Source organism: Microbacterium xerophyticum (assembly GCF_053543555.1).
The window spans coordinates 218,306-239,759 of record NZ_JBLVOB010000006.1; the positions used below are offsets into that span (position 1 = coordinate 218,306).

Below are 21,454 nucleotides of genomic sequence, written 5' to 3' on the forward strand. Positions count from 1 at the left end.
GACTGGTTTCATAGCGTTATGGCGATCGAACACGACTACTTCGGGCTCTTGTCCTCAGGGCCGGACGGATCGATCTTCTGGTCCGAGACGGTGGAGCTCGGCGACCAGGCGGTGACGGTCGACCTCACCGCGCCTGATCAGGACGATGTGTCGCCGGACGCGCTCGACATCGCCGCTGCCCTCATCTCCGGGCTGGAGGACGTCGATGGGGCAGCCCGTCGCGGCATGCTCGCTGAAGTCGATGACCGCGCGAGCGAGGTGACCGAGTACATCCTGCAGCAGCAGGAGGCGTACGGCGCCGAACTCGAGGAGGTGCTCGTCGACGTGAGCGCCGATCCGGCGGTCGACATCATCCGTTCGATGCGTCTGATGAGCATGACGATCCTCGCCGACGAGCACGGCGGGTCGGAGCCCTTCGCCGTGCTCGAGTACGCACTCGATCCGGACAACACCGACGATGTGCTCCTGGTGAACCTGTCGTCTGACGGCTCGGTGCAGTCGGTCATGAGCGGCGACTAGGCTCAGCCGCCGCTCGATCACCGCACTCAGACCGCCTGCGCGAATCCGAGGTCTGCGCTGTCGGCGATGTGAGACAGGTGCGCGGGGATCTCGCGCCCCTTGGAGAGCATCGACTGCGCCCACAGCCGACCAGCGCGGTACGACGACCGCACGAGCGGCCCGGCCAGGACGCCGAGGAATCCGATGCGCTCGGCTTCCTCCTTGAACTCCACGAACTCCGACGGCTTCACCCATCGTGCGACCGGCAGATGACGGGGCGTCGGGCGGAGGTACTGCGTGATCGTGATGATGTCGCAACCGGCGTCGTGCAGATCCTGCAGCGCCTCGATGACCTCCGAGGGCTCCTCGCCCATGCCGAGGATCAGGTTCGATTTGGTGATGAGCCCGGCCTCGCGTGCCTGGGTGAGAACACCGAGCGACCGCTCGTAACGGAATGCGGGCCGGATCCGCTTGAAGATGCGCGGCACGGTCTCGACGTTGTGCGCGAACACCTCAGGACGGGCGTCGAAGATCTGGCCGAGGTACCGCGGGTCGCCGTTGTGATCGTTCGCGAGGAGCTCCACTCCCGTGTTCGGGTTCTGAGCGTGTATCTGGCGCACGGTCTCGGCGTTCAGCCATGCGCCGGTGTCTGGGAGGTCGTCGCGCGCGACGCTGGTGACCGTCGCGTATCGCAGACCCATGCGTGTGACGCTCTCGGCGACGCGTCGCGGCTCATCCGTGTCGTAGTCGGCCGGCTTGCCGGTGTCGATCTGGCAGAAGTCGCATCGCCTGGTGCACTGCGAGCCGCCGATCAGGAACGTGGCCTCGCGATCCTCCCAGCATTCGAAGATGTTCGGGCATCCGGCCTCCTGGCACACGGTGTGCAGACCCTCGTCCTTCACCAGGGAATGCAGCGCGGTGTACTCCGGACCCATCTTCGCCTTGGTCTTGATCCACTCCGGTTTGCGCTCGATCGGCGTCTCGGCGTTGCGGACCTCGAGACGGAGCAGCTTGCGTCCTTCCGGCACTGCGGCGCTCACGCAGCGACCGCCGCGTACTCGGCGGTGAACACGTCGCGCACCCGATCGACGACATCGGCGGGGGATACGACGGCGCCGACCACCTCGCTGACTGTGGTGACACCGGCGTCGGTGATGCCGCACGGGATGATGCCGTTGAACCCGGCGAGGGTGTTGTCGCAGTTGATCGCGAACCCGTGCATGGTCACTCCCTGCTGCACACGCACGCCGATCGCCGCCACCTTGTCCTCGGAGAGGGGGCGGCGCACCCAGACGCCGCTTCGGCCATCGACCTGGTAGCCGTCGACGCCGAGCGGACGGAGGACCTCGATGAGCACACGCTCGAGGCGTCGCACGTGCGCGACGACATCCATGGGCTCCGGCAGCCTGACGATCGGGTACCCGACCAGTTGCCCGGGCCCGTGCCAGGTGATCTTGCCGCCGCGGTCGACATCGATCACCGGCGTGCCGTCCTGCGGCCGCTCCTGCGGCTCGGTGCGCTTGCCGGCGGTGTACACCGCCTCGTGCTCGAGCAGGATCAGCGTGTCGGGACGGATCCCGGCGACCACGTCGTGATGGATGCTGCGTTGCAGTTCCCATCCGTCGAGGTAGGGGACGTAAGCCGGTGCGAGACCGGGCGTCAGGATGTCGAGCATGTTCGCCTTTCATCTATTGTTGGATGCCGTCTAACAATACCCCCGAATCTTGAACAGGGAAGAAGGAGCCCGGGGCGGCGCGATACGGTGGGGGCGTGAGAAGTGAGCCGCGCCCAGGACGCCCTCGCGCGTCTTCGCGTGAGGTGCTCGCCGAAGCCGCGTGCGAGTTGTTCCTCGAGCAGGGCTATGACGCGACATCCGTCGCGGACATCACCCAGCGCGCCGGTGTGAGCCGCTCGAGCTTCTTCAACTACTTCTCCTCCAAGAGCGACGTGCTCTGGTCGGGCCTCGACGCCAGGATCGACGAGGCAGTCGGTGCCCTGGGCGCGTTGGGCCCCGATGCCCATGCCGTAGCCGTGCGCGGCATCCTGCTCACCGTCGTCCACGATTTCGCGCCCGATCCGCTGGCGCTCGCTCTGCGAAACGCCACGGCTATGGGGCTGGAGCAGGAGCTCGTCCGCGACACAGGGCTCCGCCACGCGCGCCTCGCCGCCGCCATCGCGGACGCTGCGCGTCGCAGTGGGATCGGACCGATCCGCTCCGAGATCGTCGGCGCCGCGCACGCGGCTGCGGTCCTGTCCTCTCTGCGGGTGTGGGCCGAGCGCGGTGCCGGGCACGGCTCGCCGGAGGCCCTCTTCCAGGAGGCACTGGCGGGGATCCACGATCTTCCGTGGCGGATCTGACTTCGAACGGACGTTTCCACGCGAGGCGGACATGTCATGAGTGAGCCCACCAGGAGGAGACACTCATGAGTACCGGTCTTGATGAACTGCTCGATGCTTCGGCGCCCCGCGCCCGAACTGCCGCGTCGCGCCACGTGCGCATGATGCTCGCGGATGCGTGCAAGGAAGTCCGGGCTCAGCGTCGACCGAGACGCGCCGCGACCGTCGCGGGCGTGCTCGCCCTCGTGATGGCCGGCGGCGCCGGTGTGGCGACGGCCACGGACTACTGGGCGTCCGTGAACAATCCGATCGGCACCTACAGTTATCAGGTTCCGAGCGGCGCGACGTGCGAGGTCGTCTTCGGAGACGTGCAGATCGCCGAACGCAGTGATCGAGCGCGGCGGGACCAGATCGAGAACGATCTTCAGGTGTGGTTCGCTGCCACGGATGTCGTCGCGATCGCCGAATCACGGGTGGACGAGTACGTTCAAGAGCGTCACGACATGTTGGCGGACGCCGGTCTGGTCGAGGGGGAGCTCTCGGGTCACGACCTCGACATGGCCTACGCCTATGCGATCGACAGATCCATCTCGGATCAGGCGATGGCCGAGATCGAACGCCTCGGCTATACCGCTGAGGGCGTCGGATACGGCGCACAGGGACGCTGCCCGGAGCTGATCAAGTGACGCGCAACACTAGTGACGTCGCCCTGACTGCGGCGTTCGATGCATCCGCGTCCGACCTGCTGAGCTATCTCGTGCGCCGTACCGATGCCGACGACGCCCCTGACCTCCTCGGTGAGACGATGGTCGTCGCCTGGCGGCGCGTGCGCGAGCTGCCCGTGGATCCGGAGAGCGCGCGCATGTGGCTGTTCGGCATCGCCCGCGGCACGCTGCAGAACCATGCCAGAGGCGAACGCCGACGCTGGGCGTTGGCCGACCGCATCCGCTCACAGGTCCGCGACCAGGTCACGGCACCGCCGTCGGATGAGGGCTCCGAGGTGCGCGACGCGATCGATCGACTCGACGCCGAGCTCGCCGAACTCATCCGCCTGGTGCACTGGGACCGCTTCAGCATCGCGGACGCCGCCGGGCTTCTCGGCATCTCGGCATCCACAGCCCGAGGCCGCTACCAACGTGCGAAGGAGCAGCTCCGGGCGGCGCTGAGCATCGAGGCGCCGCTCGCGTAGAATCGGTAGCACCATGGCTACCTTTGGCACGCTCTCCGATCGGCTCACCGAGACCTTCCGCAACCTTCGGACGAAGGGAAAGCTCAGCGCGGCCGACGTCGACGGCACAGTGCGCGAGATCCGTCGCGCCCTGCTGGACGCCGACGTCGCGCTCGTCGTCGTCAAGGACTTCACGGCGAAGGTGCGCGAGCGCGCCCTCGGCGACGAGGTCAGCAAGGCGCTGAACCCCGCCCAGCAGGTCGTGCAGATCGTCAACGAGGAACTCGTGCAGATCCTCGGCGGCGAGCAGCGCCGGCTGGAGTTCGCGAAGGTTCCGCCGACGGTCATCATGCTCGCAGGCCTGCAGGGCTCCGGTAAGACGACGTTCGCCGGAAAGCTCGCCAAGCAGCTCGAGAAGGACGGGCACACTCCGCTCCTCGTCGCGGCCGACCTCCAGCGTCCGAACGCGGTTAACCAGCTTCAGGTCGTCGCGGAGCAGGCCGGCGCCACGATCTACGCGCCAGAGCCGGGCAACGGCGTCGGCGACCCCGTCAAGGTCTCCCGTGACGGCGTCGAGCACGCGCGCCGCCAGCAGCACGACGTCGTCATCATCGACACCGCGGGACGCCTCGGCGTCGACGCCGAGCTCATGAAGCAGGCATCCGACATCCGCAAGGCCACGAACCCCGACGAGGTCCTGTTCGTCATCGACGCGATGATCGGTCAGGATGCCGTCAACACGGCCAAGGCATTCCAGGAGGGCGTCGACTTCACCGGTGTCGTCCTCTCCAAGCTCGACGGTGATGCCCGAGGCGGCGCCGCGCTGTCCGTGGCGTCGGTCACAGGACGTCCGATCATCTTCGCCTCGACGGGCGAGGGCCTCGACGACCTCGAGCAGTTCTACCCCGACCGCATGGCGAGCCGCATCCTCGACCTCGGCGACATCCTCACCCTCATCGAGCAGGCTCAGCAGGCGTTCGACGAGGAAGAGGCGCAGAAGGTCGCCGAGAAGCTCGCGAACGAGGCCTTCACGCTCGAGGACTTCCTCGACCAGCTTCAGCAGATGAAGAAGATGGGCTCGATGAAGAAGATGCTGGGCATGCTGCCCGGCATGGGGCAGATGAAGCAGCAGCTCGAGGACTTCGATGAGAAGGAGATCGATCGCACCGAAGCGATCATCCGTTCGATGACGCCGGGCGAGCGCCACAACCCCAAGGTGCTCAACGGCTCACGCCGCCTGCGCATCGCCAAGGGCTCCGGCATGACCGTCACCGATGTCAACCAGCTCGTGCAGCGCTTCGAACAGGCGGCGAAGATGATGAAGACCGTCGCCCGCGGCGGCACGCCGAACATTCCAGGTATGGGTGCCATGCCTGTAATGGGACGACCCGGTGCGTCATCGAAGCGCGGCAAGAAGGGCAAGGCCAAGGGCGCATCGCGTTCCGGTAACCCCGCCAAGCGCGCAGCGGAGAACGCCGGCCTGCCGGCGGGCCCTGCGACGGGATCCGGATTCGGACTGGGCGGCCAGAAGACGCCGACCGAGGCCGACCTCGCCGAGATCCAGAAGCTTTTCGGCAAGAGCTGAGGCCGGGCCGAGCAGGAACGAATCAGCTCGAGGTCACGGACACGTCGAGATCGACGCCGTGGGCGTCGCGCAGCTGTGCCGACGTGTCGGCGATCTCCGTCCCGATCCGCGCGGCATCCCAGCCCAGCAGGGGAGCGAGAGCCTCGGCGATGGCTCGCACGGTCGGGGCGTCTGCGTCTCCGGTGAACGCGAGGCTCGTGCGCCGGAAGATCACGTCAGCGACGTGGCACACCTGCTCGCGCTCGACCATCCACTCGAGCTCGCGGGTCGACAGCGCATCGCCCACGACCGGCTCGTCGTGTCCGTCGGCGATGAAGGCCGCGACCTCCGCGGCTCGGGTGCCGTAGCGGACGAAGAGCGTGCGACCCCGCTCCGTGTCGCCGACGTTCTGGCTGAGCCACTCCATCCGACGCCGTGGCGTGCGCGGGTATCCGTTTCCGCCACCGATGCGCACTCCGACCGTGCTCGCGACGCGCTGGCGTCCGAGTTCTTCGAGAACATGATCGGCGAGGTTCTCGCCGAGAGCGCGGAACGTCGTCCACTTGCCTCCGACGAGACTGAAGACGGCGGGTGCATCGGCGTCCTTGCGTCGCTCGATCCGATAGTCGCGCGAAACGAAACCGGGGGCGGTGTCGTCGTGGTGGGGAAGCGGACGGATGCCGGAGTACCGGTACACGATCTGAGCACGGTCGACGTCGATCGTGGGGAACACATGCCCGATCAGGTCGAAGAAGTACTCGACCTCCTCCTCGGTGCAGCGCGCCGGTTCACGCGGATCGGCCTCGAGATCAGTGGTGCCGACGAGGACCCGGCCTTTGAGGGGGTAGATGAGCACGATGCGGCCATCGGAGTGCTCGAAGAAGATCTCCCGACCCCCTGTGGCGTCGAGCAGTTCGGGGTGATCGAGCACGATGTGCGATCCCTTGGTGCCTCCCATGAACGCCGTGTCGGTGCCGAGCGCCTCGTTCGTGAGGTCGGTCCATGGACCGGACGCATTCACCACGACATCGGCGTCGATGTGGAACTCGGCGCCGGTCTCCCGATCACGCAGGCGCACACCGTCGTCATCCATCCCGACGGCCTCGACGTAGTTGAGCGCGTGCGCACCCGCGTGGGCGGACTCGCCGTCACGCAGCACGTCGAGCGCGAGGCGCTCCGGGTCATGCACCGAGGCGTCGTAGTAGGTCGCGGTGTACTTGATCTTCGGGTCGAGCTTCGGCAGCTGGGCCAGGGACTTCTTGCGTCCGAGGAAGCGGTGCCGGGGGACGCTGCCGCCGTCGCGGGAGAACGTGTCGTAGAGCGTCAGCCCGATCTTGATGAGGAAGGCGCCTCGCTCCTGCGGCTTTCCCTGCTTGTGCGTGAGGAAGCGCAGCGGGGCGGCGAAGACTCCGGAGAAGGTCGAGTAGATCGGGATCGTCGTCTCGAGCGGCTTGACGTAGTGGGGTGCGATCTTGAGCAGACCGTTGCGCTCCTGCACCGACTCCTTCACGAGTCGGAACTCACCGTTCTCGAGATATCGGATGCCGCCATGGATCATGTGACTCGAGGCCGCGGTCGCGCCGGACGCGAAGTCCGCCCGTTCGACCAGCAGGACGTCCACTCCCTGCATCGCAAGGTCGCGGAACGTCGAGATGCCGTTGATCCCTGCGCCGATGATCACGACGCTGGTGCGACCGCTCTCGCGTGCTCGGCGCACATTCTCTCGTTCGACCTGGGCGGCGTTCGCAGTGCTCATCGTCTCTCCTTGCTGGGCCTACACGGTATATCCTGATTCCGGCAGCACAACTGCGCAAGCGAGATGCACGAACGTGCAAGGAGGCCCGATGAGCAATCCGTCTCTGAGCGACCCCCGGGCCGGGACCGCACTGCGTGCTGCGCAGATGTACTACCTGCAGGACATGACGATGGATGCGATCGCCAGTGAGCTCGCGACCTCGCGGTCATCCGTCTCGCGCCTGCTCAGCCATGCCCGCGCCACGGGGCTCGTCGAGATCCAGATCCACCAGCCCCAGGGGCAGGAGCTGCGCCTTGAGGAGGCCATCCGTGCTCGCTTCGGCATCGCGGCGCACGTCGTGCCCACGCCGAAGAACCTCTCCGACGTCGAGCGCTTCGAGCGGGTCGCCATGAGCGCGGCACGTCTGCTGCCGCTCTACTTCGACTCGAACATGACCCTCGGCATCGCCTGGGGGTCGACGTTGGACGCGATCAGCAGGCATCTGCCGAAGAAGGAGACGCACAACTCCACCGTCGTGCAGCTCAACGGTGCGGGCAACACCTTCACGAGCGGCGTGGACTACGCGAGTGAGATCCTGCACCGATTCGGGCAGGCCTTCGGTGCCGGCATCCAGCAGTTCCCGGTGCCGGCGTTCTTCGACGATCCGCGGACGAAGGAGGCGATGTGGCGCGAACGCAGCACGCGGCGGGTGCTCGATCTGCAGGCCCGCGCCGATGTCATCCTCTTCGGCCTGGGGTCTCCCTTCGCCGAGGTGCCGAGCAGGGTGTACATCGGCGGCTATCTCGATCGGGATGATTACCGCAGTCTGCGCGAGGAGAAGATCGTCGGCGACATCGCCACGGTGTTCTACCGATCGGACGGCAGCTGGAAGGACATCGAGCTGAACAACCGTGCGACCGGTCCGACGTTCTCGGTGCTGTCGAGGGCGTCAAGGCGCATCTGCGTCGTCGCCGGCGTGCAGAAGCTGCCGAGCCTGCGCGGCGCGATCGCCACGCGTCTGATCACCGATCTCGTCCTCGACGAGCATCTCGCCGAACAGCTCGTCGACTCATGACGAAAGGCGACTGCACGTTCGTGCAGCGGGACTGAGTCGCGCAACCAAGGTCTTCTAGTGTGGATCCCAGAGCAGACAACGCCGTCACCGGCTGGAGAGAACACCTATGCACATCGTCGCCATAGACCAGGGCACCACGAGCACACGAGCGATCGTCTTCGACGACAGCGGGGCGATCGTCGCCACGGGGCAGCGTGAACACGAGCAGATCTTCCCGCAGGCGGGGTGGGTCGAGCACGACGCCGCCGAGATCTGGTCGAACACCACAGCGGTGATCGACATCGCCGTGCGCAACGCCGGTGTGAAGGCATCCGATGTCGCAGCGATCGGCATCACCAATCAGCGCGAGACCGTCGTCGTGTGGGACAGGCTGACCGGTGAGCCCGTGCACAACGCGATCGTCTGGCAGGACACCCGCACCCAGCCGCTCATCGACGCCCTCGCGGCCGACGGGGGAGTCCGCCGCTTCGCTGACACCACCGGGCTGCCGCTGGCCACGTACTTCTCCGCATCCAAGATCGCGTGGATCCTCGACAACGTCGACGGAGCCCGCGAGCGCGCGGAGAGCGGCGACCTGCTGTTCGGCACCCCCGACACCTGGCTGCTGTGGAATCTGACAGGCGGTGTCGACGGGGGAGTGCACGCCACCGACGTCACCAACGCCAGCCGCACGCTGCTGATGGACCTTCGCACGCTCGACTGGGATGACGCGCTGCTGGAGGCGTTCGGCGTTCCCCGCGCGATGCTGCCCGTCGTGCTGTCCTCCTCCGAGGTGTACGGGCAAGCGGTCGGTACGGTACTCGACGGCACCCCGATCGCCGGCATCCTCGGCGACCAGCAGGCGGCGACCGTCGGTCAGGTCGCCTTCGACGCCGGTGAATCGAAGAACACCTACGGCACCGGCAACTTCCTCATCGTCAACACCGGTGAGGAGATCGTCGAGAGCAACAACGGCCTCATCACGACCGTCGCCTACCGCCTCGGAGACGATGCTCCTCGCTACGCGCTGGAAGGATCGATCGCGGTCACCGGGTCATTGGTGCAGTGGTTGCGCGACAACCTGGGCATCATCAAGGACTCGCCAGAGGTCGAAGAGCTCGCACTCACCGTGGAGGACAACGGCGGCGTCTACATCGTGCCTGCATTCTCCGGACTGTTCGCCCCGCACTGGCGTCCCGACGCGCGAGGTGCGATCCTCGGCCTCACCCGCTTCGCGAACAAGGGCCACATCGCTCGGGCCGCGCTGGAGGCGGTCGCGTTCCAGACGCGCGAGGTGCTGGATGCCGTCATCGCCGACACGAACGTGCCCCTGGAAGAGCTTCGCGTGGACGGGGGCATGGTCGGCAACTCGGCGCTGATGCAGTTCCAGGCGGACGTGCTCGGTGTTCCAGTGATCCGACCTGCCATCATCGAGACGACTGCGCTCGGCGCGGCCTATGCCGCTGGACTGGCGGTCGGGGTCTGGGCCGATCTCGACGAACTCCGCGCCATGTGGCACGAGGACGAGCGCTGGACTCCGCAGATCGACGGGGAGGAGCGCGAGCGACGCATGGCGCGTTGGCGCAAGGCCGTCACGCGCACGTTCGACTGGGTCGACGAGGACTGAGCTCAGATCACCGGCGCGCCAGGACCGGAGCGGAACTCGCGGATGAGATGCTGCACGACTGCCGTGAGGTCTGCGTCGGTGGCCTCGGCGACAGCCAACTGGCGTTCATAGCTCGCACCGCCGTCCAGGATCGTGCTGATCCCGTCGAACTCGCTCTCGCACCCCAGATCGACCGCGATCGGCGCGAGTTCCGCCACCGTCTCGGCGAGGTGCTCGCGAACCTGCCGCTGCGTGCCGGCGGCGTCCACGATCACCTTCGCGTCCAGGCCGTACCGCGCCGCGCGCCACTTGTTCTCGCGGTGGAACCATGGCGGCATCGTGGGCAGCGTCTCGCCGGCATCCAGTCTGCGCGAGAGGTGCTCGACCAGCACCTGGACGAGAGCGGCGACAGAGGCGAGCTCCGACAGCGTCGAGAGGCCGTCGCACGCGCGCACCTCGATCGTGCCCCAGCGCGGAGCCGGCCGGATGTCCCAGCGCACCTCGGTGGCGTCGGCCATCACGCCGGTGCGGACCATGTCCTCGAGGTAGTGCTCGAACTCCGCCCACGAGTGCAGGGCCCACGGCAGCCCGGCTGTCGGCAGCTGCTGGAACACCAGGGCTCTGTTGGATGCGTAGCCGGTGCGCTCGCCCGCCCAGAACGGACTCGATGCGGAGAGCGACTGCAGATGCGGCAGGTAGGCGGTCAGGGTGTTGATGATGGGGAAGACCTTGTCGCGATCCTCGACGCCGATGTGCACGTGGATGCCCCAGATCATCATGTTGCGGCCCCACCACTGCGTCCGTTCGATGAGGTGGTGATAGCGGGTCTTGTCGGTGACCTGCTGATCGAACCACTGGGCGAAGGGGTGACTGCCGGCGGACAGCAGCTCTATCCCGGCGGGGTCGGTGGCCGCACGCACCGCGGTGATCGCGTTGGCGATGTCGCCGATGGCGTGGGCCACGGATTCGCCGATCCCGCTCGTGACCTCGATGGTGTTCGTGAGCAGCTCGCCCGTGACGGTGTGGCGCTCGGGCGCGCTTTCGTCCTCGAGAGCATCCAACAGCTCTGGGGCACGTCCGACGAGGTCGCCTGTCTCCGGATCGGCGAGCATGATCTCCCATTCCAGTCCCACTGTGGACCGGGGGGAATCAGTGAATTCTTGCGTCACGTGCACAGTCTGACACGCACCCGGCACGACACGGATGAGCGCGTGTCGCCCCGTTTCGCGACTCGCCTCCGAATCTGGCAGAATAGAGGGTCGGACGACGTACTCGACCCTCTATCCAGAACGCGTCCACTCATTTGAGCTTCCGCCGGGTGTGCACCCCACTCTCCAGGCGACCGGTTCGTTTCCTTCCACACAATTCAGGAGAATCGTGGCTGTCAAGATTCGTCTCAAGCGCATGGGCAAGATCCGCGCGCCTTACTACCGCATCGTCGTCGCCGACTCGCGCACCAAGCGCGACGGTCGAGTGATCGAGGAGATCGGCAAGTACCACCCCACCGAGCAGCCCTCGTTCATCGAGGTCGACTCCGAGCGTGCGCAGTACTGGCTCTCGGTCGGCGCGCAGCCGTCCGAGCAGGTCACCGCAATCCTCAAGCTCACGGGCGACTGGGGCAAGTTCAAGGGCGACAAGGACGCCGTCTCGACCGTTCAGGTCAAGGCGCCCAAGGAGCCGTTCGAGATCGACGGTTCCAAGAAGTCCGTCGTCAAGCCGAAGGCGGAGAAGAAGGAGGCTCCCGCTGAGGAGGCTCCCGCCGCTGCCGACGCGGAGGCCGCTGAGGCTCCCGCAGCAGACGCCGAGTAATCGCCGTGCTCGCCGCCGCGCTCGAATACATCGTCAAGGGGATCGTCGATCACCCTGACGATGTGCAGATCAACGCCTCCACGTCGCCGAGAGGCGACCTGCTCGAGGTGCGCGTGCACCCCGACGACCGGGGGCGCGTGATCGGGCGCGGCGGCCGCACCGCGAAGGCACTGCGCACGCTCATCACCGCTCTGGCGGACGGGCGTCGCGTTCGCGTCGATGTCGCGGACGACTGACGTGGTGTCGAAAGACCGTAACCAGGGCAAGAACCAGCTGCGCGTAGGGCGCCTCGTCAAGGCCCATGGCCTCAAGGGCGCGCTCAAGCTCGAGCTGTACACCGACAATCCCGAACGTCGTTTCGTGACGGGAGCCGAGTTCACGTTGCAGGTGCCTGAGGCATCTCCGTGGCACGGCAAGAGCGTGACGGTGCGCGAATACCGGGTCATGAACGGCAACCCTGTCGTGTTCTTCGAGGACATCGACGACCGTGAAGCGGCAGAGGGCCTCGTACGCGCCATCCTGTGGATCGACCAGGATGTCGACGAAGTCGAGGACGACGCCTGGTACGACCATCAGCTGGTCGGTCTCGATGTGGTCCGTGATGACGAGGTCATCGGCAAGGTCTCCCGCGTCGAGCACATGCCGGCGCAGGACCTTCTAATCGTGCGCCCCACGGGTGCCGGTGCGGACGGCGACGTCATGGTCCCGTTCGTCAAGGCCATCGTCCCTGCCGTCGACGTGGCCGGAGGTCGCGTGATCGTCACTCCGCCGGCCGGGCTGTTCGAGGAACTCCCGGACGCCGGTGCTGCCGCCGACGGCGGAGAGAGCCCGGCATCCGCCCCTGAGGGCGACGCAGCGGTCGACTGATCGATCGCTACGATCAACGCATGCGGATAGACGTCGTCTCCATCTTCCCCTCGTACTTCGACGGGCTGACGCTGTCGCTGCTCGGCAAGGCGCGCCAGAGCGGCATCCTCGATCTGCGCATCCATGATCTCCGCGACTGGACGAGCGATCGTCATCGCACGGTCGATGACACGCCGTACGGTGGCGGCGCGGGCATGGTCATGAAGCCGGAGCCGTGGGCGCTCGCGCTCGACGAACTCTCCGCGGACTCCGACCGTCCGACCATCATCTTCCCGTCTCCCGCCGGCGAGGTGTTCCACCAGACGACGGCGCGCGAGTTCTCCGAGCGCACGCACCTGATCATCGGGTGCGGACGCTACGAAGGCATCGACGAGCGCGTGTTCGAGTACGCCGCGTCGCTCGGCGAGGTGCGTCTTGTCAGCCTCGGCGACTACGTGCTCAACGGGGGAGAGGTGGCAGCGATGGCGATGATCGAGGCGGTCGGTCGCCTGATACCCGGCGTCGTCGGCAACCCTGACAGTCTGGTCGAGGAATCGCACGAGGACGGACTGCTGGAGTATCCGTCATACACGAAACCGTCGATGTGGCGTGAGCGTGCTGTGCCGGACGTGCTGCTCAGCGGAAATCACGCGGTGATCGAGGCGTGGCGTCACGACCAGCAGATCGCGCGCACCCGGAGCCGTCGCCCCGACCTGCTGAGCGACTGACGACTCTCCGGTTGATCGTGCAGCCGGCGGATCAGACGCGGGCGTCGATGTCGTCGAGCAGCTCGTCTTCCGTCTCCGCATCGTGATCGCGTCGACGGCGTTGCTTCGCCGGGGCCGGGCGACCCTCGACCTCTTCGCGATGCTTCTGGATCTCGGTGCGGATCATGTACCCGATGAAGATGAAGCCCATCAGCGCGAACAGGATCCACTGGATCGCGTAGGACAGATGGGGTCCTGGGTCCTCCGTGGGCGAGTCGAACGCGCCGAGCGGCGTCTCGGGTGCGGGGTCCTCGCTCACCAGCAGACCGTATGCGCTCGTGATGACCTCGCCCGACGCGGTCGCGGCGATGCTCGGCAGATGGATCGTCGGCACCTGGCCCTCAGGGGCGCTGCGACCTGACGCCGGCAGCGGCTCGCCCGGTCGCAGTCGCACGATGACCTCGACGGTGCCCGTCGGTGCGGCAGGGACGGCGTCCGGGGTCGCCTCTTCGCCGGGAGGCACCCAACCGCGGTTGACGATGAACACGCGCCCGTCCACATCCTGGAAGGGGACGAGCACTTCGAAGGCGCTCGTCCCGCCGTGCGGGCGATTGCGCACGAGCACCTGCTCGTCGGAGAGGTACTCGCCCTGCAGCAGGACGGGGTGCCACTCGTCCTGCGGATCGAGCGCGCCGTCCGCGGCGAACGCCTCGGACAGGGGGATCGGCTGCGCATCGTAGTTCTGCGCCACGAGCGCGAGCTGCTCGGACCTGCTCTCGTTGCGGTCGAACTGCCAGTCGGCGAGGAACGCGCAGGCCACGGCGAAGGCGATGGCGATGAGAACGTATACGCCCCAGCGAACCAGACGGTTGTTCATGCGGGCAGCCCGTCGCGCACGGTCACCGGGAAGTCGCGGGCCGCGAGGTAGTCGTGCAGGAATGCGACGTGCTCGTCGCACGCGAGCCAGATCTTCTCGCGGTCAGGGGCGTGGATACGCGGATTGCGCCAGACGACCTGCCGGGTCGCCCGCGCGCGGCAACCGGCTCGCGCGCATTCGAGTTCCTCTGTCACGCCTTGCCGTCCTCGTTGCGCTCGTCGCGTTCGTGCGCGTGCTCGGTGCTGTCGTCGTCCGGGGCGGGGCCTTCCGGCGAAGCGCCCGGCGTCGGCGTGCTCGGGCTGCGTCGATTCTCATGGATCGTGATCGTGCTCTGATCAGAGGTGTCGTCGACCGGCTCCGCGGTGCGGACCGGAGCGGACAGCTGCTGCGTCGGCGACTCGGCGCCGGGAGTGGCCGTCGGGCTGATCGCGTTGGCGAAGACGACCGCGATGTAGGGGAGCACGGCGGTGGCGATCGCGAACACCCAGGTGTACCAGCCGTACGGCGTCACGAAGATCGTGAGCCCGAAGCACACCATCCGGATCACCATGGTGAGCACGTATCGACGCACACGGCCCGTCGCCTCATCCTGCGGCGCCTGCGGCAGGGAGGTCACGGCGGGAGCATGACGAGAGCGATTCACAGTGGTACAAGCCTACGCCGCGCGCGGGGTGCCGGAACGCCGCGATGCGCCGGTGATCGCGTCAGGCGAGGAGGAACGGAAGGAACCCGATCGACCCGATGAACAGGAACGAGAAGACCGACACGATGACGACGAGCGCGAGGATCGCGACGCCGACGTAGCCGAGGATGAGCCCTGCGATCGCCATCCCCCGACCGCCGAGCGCCGAACCCGGACGCGTCTGCTTCAGCGCCATGTGACCGGTGATGATCGCAGCCAGCGAGGCCAGCAGCGGGAAGACGGCGAAGCTCAGCACGATTCCGGCGATCCCGGTGATGAGCGACGCGACGGCGAGCCCGCTGGTCGGCAGGGGAGCGGCGTACGGCTGCGCTGGTGCGTACGGCTGTGCGTACGGGTGGGGCTGCTGCGCCGCGTAGGGCTGCTGCTGGACCGCGTAGGGCTGCTGCTGGGCGGCTCCGTAGGGGGCAGTCGGTTGCGGCTGCACGCCGTAGCCCGGCGCGACCGGATGCCCCTGCGACCCTGAGTACGGCTGAACGGGCGCTCCGGGATACTGCTGAGGCTGACCGTAGGCGGAAGGACCGGGGATCACGTGACCGGCCGGAGGTGTCGTGCTGCTGTCGTCGCTCATCGCGCCGCCTTTCGTCTTCACCACAGTTCCAGCCACGCCGGACGGTGTCAATCCGGCGTCGCCGGAATCGGATGCTGCGGCCCCGATAGGATGGCTCGGGCCGACCGAGCGCCAGTGGGAGTGAGAGATCATGAGTTCAGAACGAGTCGTCCTCGTCACAGGAGGCAATCGCGGCATCGGCCGTTCGATCGCAGAACGGTTCGTCCGCGACGGCTACCGTGTCGCCGTCACCGCGCGCAGCGGTGAAGGTCCGGAGGGCGCTCTCACCGTTCGCGCAGACGTGACCGACGCTGCATCCATCGACGCCGCGTTCAGCGAGGTCGAGGAGAAGCTCGGTCCTGTCGAGATCGTGGTGGCCAACGCCGGCATCACCAAGGACACGCTTCTCATGCGGATGAGCGAAGACGACTTCGACAGCGTCGTCTCGACGAATCTCGGAGGAGCCTTCCGCGTCGTCAAGCGCGCCTCGAAGGGCATGCTGCGGGCACGCTTCGGCCGCGTCATCCTGATCTCGAGCGTCGTCGGCCTCTATGGGTCGGCAGGGCAGGTGAACTACTCCGCATCGAAGAGCGGTCTGGTCGGCTTCGCCCGATCATTGACGCGCGAACTCGGCGCGCGCGGGATCACCGCCAACGTCGTCGCGCCGGGATTCATCGAGACCGACATGACAGCCGAGCTCCCCGAAGACACGCAGAAGCAGTACAAGGCGAGCATTCCGGCTGGCCGCTTCGCAATGCCCGATGAGGTGGCCGGCGTCGTCACCTGGCTGGCCGGCGACGACGCCGCCTACATCTCCGGCGCTGTGATCCCCGTCGACGGCGGCCTCGGAATGGGGCACTGACCGACCGCACTGGGCGGTCGCCGCGACCTCACAGCGGCGATCAACGTGACTTCACAGCGGCGATCACTGCGGCGATCACTGCGATGACGCGGCGCTGATCAGTTCGGCGAGGTGCGCGGGCCGCGTGAACTGCGGCCAATGCCCCGAGCCGATCCTGGTCACGGTCACATCTCCGAGTGCGCGGTACTCGTCCGCGTACGGACCCCACTGATCGAGCTGCGCCTCGAGCTCGTTCTGATCGATCGAGCCCATCAGCATCGTGACGGGGATGCGGTGACGGTCGCCGGAGAGCATGAGAGGGTCGGTGGGCACGCGAGCGGGCACGGACCTCGTCAGCGGCAGCGTGCGCGCGCGAGTCGCGTCGTCGATGTCGTGCACATCCTCTTCGGGGAAGAAATCCCACCCGGGGAACGGGATGACGCCCTCCACCACGGGGAACTCGGAGATCGCCGAGTCGGGCGGTGGAGGCACGGTGTCGACGAAGATCACGCGGGCGATCCGATCAGGTCGCGCATCCGCCGCGCCCCACGCGACGTTGCCGCCGCCGCTGTGCCCGACGAGCACGACCGGTTCGTCAGTCGCGTCGATCTGTGCGATGACCGCGCGCACCCAATCGTCGATCCCCACGTCGGCCGATGAGTCGGCGGACGCGCCGACGCCGGGCAGAGTGAGGGGGCGAACACGGTGTCCGGCGTCTTCGAGAGGAGGAACCACATCGTCCCACGAGGAGGCGTCGAGCCAGAGGCCGGGTATGAGGATGATGTCCATACGGTGACGCTACGCGCGGGCACGGACATCCGCCACAGGCACGGAGTCGTCGCGCTACGCGGCGGCGTTCAGGGCAGCAGCGCGACGACGGCGCTGAGATCGTGCGGCCCGATGACCAGACTCGCAGCTTCCCGCACCGCGGGCTTCGCGTTGAACGCCAGGCCAAGGCCGGCGACGGACATCATCTTCAGGTCGTTCGCGCCGTCGCCGATCGCGACGGTGGCGTGCAGGGGCACGTCGAGCTCGGCCGCCCACTCGGTGAGCGCAAGTGCCTTGGCCTCGGCATCCACGATCTCGCCGTCGACGAAACCTGTCAGGAGGCCATCGGCGACGTCGAGGCGGTTCGCGCGCCAGCGATCGACCCCGAGTTCGGGCGCGATGTGATCGAGGATCTCGTGGAAGCCGCCGGAGACCACGCCGACGACCCCGCCGCGCTCGTGCACGGCCGCGGTCAACTCGCGGACGCCAGGGGTCGGCTCGATACGCGCGCGAACCCTGGCGAACGCGGTGGTCGGAACTCCGGTCAGCTCTCTGACGCGCGAGCGCAGGCTCGCGGCGAAGTCGACCTCGCCGCGCATGGCGGCCTCCGTCGCACGCTGCACTTCCTCACGTCGGCCGGCCTCGTCAGCGAGAAGCTCGATCACCTCGTTGCGGATCAGGGTGGAATCGGCATCGAGGACGACGAGGAAACGCGCTGCGGTCACACGCTCGAGCGTAGCGCGCGTCAGCGTTCGATCTGCACGCCCTTGCCGACCACCGTGATGCCGGAATCGGTGACGGTGAACCCGCGCTCGAGGTCGCGCTCGCGATCGACGCCGACGGTGGCACCGTCGAGCAGGACGACGTTCTTGTCGAGCACGGCGCGGTGGATCCGTGCACCCTGCCCGACGTGGACGTGGTCGAAGAGGACCGAGTCGGTGATGGTCGAACCACCGCCGGCGAGAGTGCCAGGACCGACCACGCTGCGTTCCAGATGCGTGCCGGACAGCACCGAACCGAGTGAGACGATCGAGTCGATCGCGTTGCCGATGCGGCCGACCGCATCCCGGACGAACTTCGCCGGCGGTGCGTTCACGCTCTGCGTGCGGATCGGCCACAGCGTGTTGTACAGGTTGAACACGGGCAGTGTGGAGATGAGATCCATGTGCGCATCGAAGAACGAGTCGATCGTCCCCACGTCGCGCCAGTACGCACGATCGCGCGGTGACGACCCTGGCACGTCGTTCTGCTTCATGTCGTAGTACCCGGCTTCGCCGCGTTCGACGAAGTAGGGGATGATGTCACCGCCCATGTCGTGCGCCGAGGTCGGCAGCTCGCCGTCTGATTCGACGGCCTCGACGAGCGCATCGGTGTCGAAGATGTAATTGCCCATCGACGCGAGCACCTCGTGAGGCGAATCGACGAGCCCCTCGATCGCGGTCGGCTTCTCCAGGAACGCACGGATGCGGCCCGAGCCGTCGGGATCCGCATCGATCACGCCGAACTGATTCGCCATCGCGAGCGGCTGACGGATGCCGGCGACCGTTGCCTTCGCGCCGGAGGCGATGTGCGCCTTGACCATCTGACGGAAGTCCATCCGGTACACGTGGTCGGCGCCGATCACCACCACGATGTCCGGCTTCTCGTCGTTGATGAGGTTGAGGCTCTGCAGGATGGCGTCCGCGGAGCCGGAGAACCAGCGCTTTCCGAGCCGCTGCTGCGCCGGCACCGACGTGACGTACGAGTCGAGCAGTGCCGACATCCGCCACGTCTGCGAGATGTGGCGGTCGAGGCTGTGGGATTTGTACTGCGTCAGAACGACGACCTGGCGCAGGCCCGAGTTGATGAGGTTCGAGATCGCGAAGTCGATCAATCGGTACTGCCCGCCGAAGGGCACCGCCGGTTTCGCTCGGTCGGCCGTCAGAGGCATGAGACGCTTGCCCTCGCCGCCGGCGAGGATGATGCCGAAAACCTTCTTGGGGACCGCCATGGCTCCACCATAGATCCCGAATGCTCCGCTGTACTAGCGTTCAGACATGCGCGTCGACATGATCACGAAGGAATATCCGCCGGAGATCTACGGCGGGGCCGGTGTGCACGTCGCCGAACTCGTCTCAGCGCTGCGCCGGTCGATCGACGTGCAGGTGCGCGCGTTCGGTTCCGACCGCGAAGAGAGCGGCACGAAGGCCTATCGGACACCGGCGGAGCTGATCGATGCCAACGCCGCTGTGCAGACGCTCGGGACCGACCTCACGATGGTCGGCGACATCGCCGGCGCGGACGTGGTGCACAGTCACACCTGGTACGCGAATTTCGCCGGACACATCGCCTCGCAGCTGCACGGCATCCCGCACGTCCTCACGGCGCACAGCCTTGAGCCGCTGCGTCCGTGGAAGGCCGAGCAGCTCGGCGGCGGCTATGCCGTCTCGAGCGGGATCGAGAAGCTCGCCTACGAGAACGCCGCGGCGATCGTCGCGGTCTCCGGAGGGATGCGGGCGGACATCCTGCGCAGCTACCCCGCTGTGGACCCTGCGCGGGTGAGGGTGATCCACAACGGCATCGATGTCGAGCAATGGCGTCCCATCACGGACGCCGCCTTCCTCGCGGGCATCGGTATGGATCCGGATCGTCCTTCCGTGGTCTTCGTCGGTCGGATCACCCGGCAGAAGGGGTTGCCGTACCTGCTGCGCGCTGCAGCGGAGCTCCCGCCGGAGGTCCAGCTGGTGCTGTGCGCCGGCGCACCGGACACCCCCGAGATCATGGCCGAGGTGCAGGAAGGCGTGCGCCGGCTGCAGCAGACGCGCGAGGGCGTCATCTGGATCGAACGGATGCTGCCGCGAGGAGAGCTCTCGGCGATCCTCACCGCGGCGACGACGTTCGTGTGCCCGTCCGTCTACGAACCGCTCGGGATCGTGAACCTCGAGGCGATGGCGTGCGGCGCCGCCGTGGTGGGCACGGCGACAGGCGGGATTCCCGAGGTCGTGGACGACGGAGTGACCGGACGCCTCGTGCCGATCGAGCAGCTGACGGACGGGACGGGCACCCCGGTCGATCCCGACCGCTACGTCGCCGATCTCGCGCGCATCCTCACCGAGGTCGCCATGGATCCGGAGCGTGCGGCGGGATACGGAGAAGCCGGAAGGGAGCGTGCGGCGCGCGAGTTCAGCTGGGCCGCGATTGCCGACACCACGCGGGCGCTCTACGCAGACCTCACGAATTGAGCCGATAGGCTGGAAGCATGCCGAGCGCTCTTGATTTCACCGATGTCGTCGTGCGCCGTGACGGGCGCAACATCGTCGATCATGTGACCTGGCAGGTCGCAGACGACCAACGATGGGTGGTGCTCGGGCCGAACGGCGCAGGCAAGACCACGCTCCTGCAGCTGGCGGACACACTGATGCACCCGTCGGCCGGTGCAGTGACGATCCTGGGGGAGACACTCGGTCGCACAGACGTGTTCGAGCTGCGCCCGCGGATCGGCTTCGCCTCCTCGGCGATGGCGAAGCGCATCCCGCGGGACGAGAGCGTGCTCAACGTGGTGCTCACTGCCGCGTACTCCGTGACCGGACGTTGGAACGAGCAGTACGAGAACATCGACGAGCGCCGCGCCCTGCGCGTGCTGGGGGAGTGGAAGCTCGATCACCTCGCCGATCGCACATTCGGCACCCTCAGCGACGGAGAGCAGAAGCGCGTGCAGATCGCCCGTGCCGTCATGACCGATCCGGAGCTGCTGCTGCTCGACGAGCCGACCGCGTCGCTCGATCTCGGCGCCCGTGAGGAGCTGCTGGGCCTTCTGAGCGGCTACGCGTCATCACCCACGACCCCCGCGATGGTCATGGTCACCCACCACGTCGAAGAGATTCCGGTGGGATTCACCCACGTGCTCCTGATCCGCGACGGCCGCGTCACGGCTGCCGGTCCCATCGCCGAGACGCTGACGGCTGAGGCTCTCACCGAGGCCTTCGGCATGCCGATCGTCCTCAGCGCGGAAGACGGCAGGTACGCGGCGCGCGCCACGTCCTGAGCATCGATCTGCTAGACTCGACCCTTGGTGCATATGCACCCTCCGACTTTCTTTCCATTCGTATCCGCAAGCCAAGGAATCAGCAATGAAGACTGACATTCACCCCGACTACCAGGCCGTCGTGTTCCGCGACCTCGGCTCGGGCGAGACGTTCCTCACCCGCTCCACCGTCTCCAGCGACAAGAAGATCGAGCTGGACGGCGTGGAGTACCCCGTCATCGACGTCGAGATCTCCTCGGCCTCGCACCCGTTCTACACGGGCAAGCAGCGCATCATGGACTCGGCCGGTCGTGTCGAGAAGTTCAACCAGCGCTTCAAGGGCTTCGGCGGCAGCAAGTAACCGCCGCGCACGAGAAAGGCCCCGCTTCGG

Annotated in this window: 26 protein-coding genes; 15 read left to right on the top strand and 11 right to left on the bottom strand. The window is 67.1% G+C overall.

Annotated features, from left to right (window positions below; all coding sequences use genetic code 11):
* The first annotated feature begins 18 nt into the window (after window positions 1-18).
* The gene (locus tag ACNPNP_RS07630) at window positions 19-519 is read left to right on the top strand and encodes a DUF2004 domain-containing protein (protein WP_448965452.1); all 501 of its coding nucleotides are present in this window, start codon (window positions 19-21) and stop codon (window positions 517-519) included.
* Window positions 520-545: 26 nt separating this feature from the next.
* On the opposite strand, the gene lipA is transcribed toward ACNPNP_RS07630, so the two are convergent.
* Together lipA and lipB are read right to left on the bottom strand one after the other, a co-directional pair.
* Entirely contained in the window at window positions 546-1,538 is a 993-nt protein-coding gene (gene lipA / locus ACNPNP_RS07635; protein WP_448965453.1) for a lipoyl synthase, read from the bottom strand.
* Window positions 1,535-2,173, bottom strand: coding sequence for a lipoyl(octanoyl) transferase LipB (lipB, locus tag ACNPNP_RS07640; protein WP_448965454.1), 639 nt, complete (start codon window positions 2,171-2,173; stop codon window positions 1,535-1,537). The genes lipA and lipB overlap by 4 nt, the downstream gene beginning before the upstream one ends.
* Before the next feature lie 95 nt (window positions 2,174-2,268).
* Here lipB and ACNPNP_RS07645 point away from each other — a divergent pair, with 95 nt between their 5' ends.
* From ACNPNP_RS07645 to ffh, 4 genes are all read left to right on the top strand, one after another.
* Window positions 2,269-2,856, top strand: a complete 588-nt coding sequence (locus ACNPNP_RS07645; RefSeq protein WP_448965455.1) for a TetR/AcrR family transcriptional regulator — start codon at window positions 2,269-2,271, stop codon at window positions 2,854-2,856.
* A 65-nt stretch (window positions 2,857-2,921) separates the two neighbouring features.
* Entirely contained in the window at window positions 2,922-3,521 is a 600-nt protein-coding gene (locus ACNPNP_RS07650; protein WP_448965456.1) for a hypothetical protein, read from the top strand.
* Window positions 3,518-4,024: an RNA polymerase sigma factor gene (locus ACNPNP_RS07655; protein ID WP_448965457.1), complete on the top strand. Its 507-nt coding sequence runs from the start codon at window positions 3,518-3,520 to the stop codon at window positions 4,022-4,024. The genes ACNPNP_RS07650 and ACNPNP_RS07655 overlap by 4 nt, the downstream gene beginning before the upstream one ends.
* A 13-nt stretch (window positions 4,025-4,037) precedes the next feature.
* Window positions 4,038-5,588 carry a signal recognition particle protein gene (ffh, locus tag ACNPNP_RS07660; RefSeq protein ID WP_448965458.1) on the top strand — a complete coding sequence of 517 codons (1,551 nt, stop codon included), beginning with the start codon at window positions 4,038-4,040 and terminating at the stop codon, window positions 5,586-5,588.
* A 22-nt stretch (window positions 5,589-5,610) separates the two neighbouring features.
* On the opposite strand, the gene ACNPNP_RS07665 is transcribed toward ffh, so the two are convergent.
* Complete coding sequence (locus ACNPNP_RS07665; RefSeq protein ID WP_448965459.1) at window positions 5,611-7,323, bottom strand: glycerol-3-phosphate dehydrogenase/oxidase; 1,713 nt, start codon at window positions 7,321-7,323, stop codon at window positions 5,611-5,613.
* 88 nt (window positions 7,324-7,411) lie between these two features.
* On the opposite strand from ACNPNP_RS07665, the gene ACNPNP_RS07670 reads away from it, so the two are divergent.
* Entirely contained in the window at window positions 7,412-8,377 is a 966-nt protein-coding gene (locus ACNPNP_RS07670; protein ID WP_448965460.1) for a sugar-binding transcriptional regulator, read from the top strand.
* 106 nt (window positions 8,378-8,483) lie between these two features.
* Window positions 8,484-9,983, top strand: coding sequence for a glycerol kinase GlpK (gene glpK / locus ACNPNP_RS07675; protein WP_448965461.1), 1,500 nt, complete (start codon window positions 8,484-8,486; stop codon window positions 9,981-9,983).
* Window positions 9,984-9,985: 2 nt separating this feature from the next.
* On the opposite strand, the gene ACNPNP_RS07680 is transcribed toward glpK, so the two are convergent.
* Window positions 9,986-11,131, bottom strand: a complete 1,146-nt coding sequence (locus ACNPNP_RS07680) for a glutamate--cysteine ligase (protein WP_448965462.1) — start codon at window positions 11,129-11,131, stop codon at window positions 9,986-9,988.
* Window positions 11,132-11,339: 208 nt separating this feature from the next.
* Between ACNPNP_RS07680 and rpsP the strand changes: the two genes are divergently transcribed.
* The 4 genes from rpsP to trmD are packed head-to-tail and all read left to right on the top strand — an operon-like array spanning window position 11,340 to window position 13,345.
* On the top strand, window positions 11,340-11,771 hold the full coding sequence (rpsP, locus tag ACNPNP_RS07685; protein ID WP_448965463.1) for a 30S ribosomal protein S16: 432 nt from the start codon (window positions 11,340-11,342) through the stop codon (window positions 11,769-11,771).
* Window positions 11,772-11,776: 5 nt separating this feature from the next.
* Entirely contained in the window at window positions 11,777-12,007 is a 231-nt protein-coding gene (locus tag ACNPNP_RS07690; protein WP_448965464.1) for an RNA-binding protein, read from the top strand.
* Window positions 11,991-12,638 carry a ribosome maturation factor RimM gene (gene rimM, locus ACNPNP_RS07695; protein WP_448965465.1) on the top strand — a complete coding sequence of 216 codons (648 nt, stop codon included), beginning with the start codon at window positions 11,991-11,993 and terminating at the stop codon, window positions 12,636-12,638. Before ACNPNP_RS07690 ends, rimM begins: the two co-directional genes overlap by 17 nt.
* A gap of 20 nt (window positions 12,639-12,658) precedes the next feature.
* A complete protein-coding gene (gene trmD / locus ACNPNP_RS07700; protein WP_448965466.1) occupies window positions 12,659-13,345 on the top strand; it encodes a tRNA (guanosine(37)-N1)-methyltransferase TrmD in 687 nt (228 codons plus the stop codon).
* 31 nt (window positions 13,346-13,376) lie between these two features.
* On the opposite strand, the gene ACNPNP_RS07705 is transcribed toward trmD, so the two are convergent.
* The 4 genes from ACNPNP_RS07705 to ACNPNP_RS07720 all read right to left on the bottom strand — a co-directional run bounded on the left by ACNPNP_RS07705 (window position 13,377) and on the right by ACNPNP_RS07720 (window position 15,472).
* Window positions 13,377-14,201, bottom strand: a complete 825-nt coding sequence (locus ACNPNP_RS07705) for an SURF1 family cytochrome oxidase biogenesis protein (protein WP_448965467.1) — start codon at window positions 14,199-14,201, stop codon at window positions 13,377-13,379.
* On the bottom strand, window positions 14,198-14,395 hold the full coding sequence (locus ACNPNP_RS07710; protein ID WP_448965468.1) for a hypothetical protein: 198 nt from the start codon (window positions 14,393-14,395) through the stop codon (window positions 14,198-14,200). Before ACNPNP_RS07710 ends, ACNPNP_RS07705 begins: the two co-directional genes overlap by 4 nt.
* Entirely contained in the window at window positions 14,392-14,817 is a 426-nt protein-coding gene (locus tag ACNPNP_RS07715) for a DUF3099 domain-containing protein (RefSeq protein WP_448965469.1), read from the bottom strand. Before ACNPNP_RS07715 ends, ACNPNP_RS07710 begins: the two co-directional genes overlap by 4 nt.
* 88 nt (window positions 14,818-14,905) lie before the next feature.
* Complete coding sequence (locus ACNPNP_RS07720) at window positions 14,906-15,472, bottom strand: DUF4190 domain-containing protein (RefSeq protein ID WP_448965470.1); 567 nt, start codon at window positions 15,470-15,472, stop codon at window positions 14,906-14,908.
* 130 nt (window positions 15,473-15,602) lie between these two features.
* On the opposite strand from ACNPNP_RS07720, the gene ACNPNP_RS07725 reads away from it, so the two are divergent.
* Entirely contained in the window at window positions 15,603-16,313 is a 711-nt protein-coding gene (locus ACNPNP_RS07725) for a beta-ketoacyl-ACP reductase (RefSeq protein ID WP_448965471.1), read from the top strand.
* A 75-nt stretch (window positions 16,314-16,388) separates the two neighbouring features.
* Here ACNPNP_RS07725 and ACNPNP_RS07730 read toward each other — a convergent pair whose 3' ends face one another.
* The 3 genes from ACNPNP_RS07730 to glgC all read right to left on the bottom strand — a co-directional run bounded on the left by ACNPNP_RS07730 (window position 16,389) and on the right by glgC (window position 19,050).
* Window positions 16,389-17,081, bottom strand: a complete 693-nt coding sequence (locus ACNPNP_RS07730) for an alpha/beta fold hydrolase (protein ID WP_448965472.1) — start codon at window positions 17,079-17,081, stop codon at window positions 16,389-16,391.
* Between the two features lie 68 nt (window positions 17,082-17,149).
* Window positions 17,150-17,785 (bottom strand): phosphoserine phosphatase SerB, encoded by a 636-nt coding sequence (serB, locus tag ACNPNP_RS07735; RefSeq protein WP_448965473.1) that lies wholly within the window; start codon window positions 17,783-17,785, stop codon window positions 17,150-17,152.
* Between the two features lie 20 nt (window positions 17,786-17,805).
* Entirely contained in the window at window positions 17,806-19,050 is a 1,245-nt protein-coding gene (glgC, locus tag ACNPNP_RS07740) for a glucose-1-phosphate adenylyltransferase (protein ID WP_448965474.1), read from the bottom strand.
* Between the two features lie 46 nt (window positions 19,051-19,096).
* Here glgC and glgA point away from each other — a divergent pair, with 46 nt between their 5' ends.
* From glgA to ACNPNP_RS07755, 3 genes are all read left to right on the top strand, one after another.
* On the top strand, window positions 19,097-20,281 hold the full coding sequence (gene glgA / locus ACNPNP_RS07745; RefSeq protein WP_448965475.1) for a glycogen synthase: 1,185 nt from the start codon (window positions 19,097-19,099) through the stop codon (window positions 20,279-20,281).
* A 17-nt stretch (window positions 20,282-20,298) separates the two neighbouring features.
* Window positions 20,299-21,084 carry an ABC transporter ATP-binding protein gene (locus ACNPNP_RS07750; protein ID WP_448965476.1) on the top strand — a complete coding sequence of 262 codons (786 nt, stop codon included), beginning with the start codon at window positions 20,299-20,301 and terminating at the stop codon, window positions 21,082-21,084.
* An 85-nt stretch (window positions 21,085-21,169) separates the two neighbouring features.
* Window positions 21,170-21,424: a type B 50S ribosomal protein L31 gene (locus ACNPNP_RS07755; RefSeq protein WP_120776192.1), complete on the top strand. Its 255-nt coding sequence runs from the start codon at window positions 21,170-21,172 to the stop codon at window positions 21,422-21,424.
* Window positions 21,425-21,454: the final 30 nt, after the last annotated feature.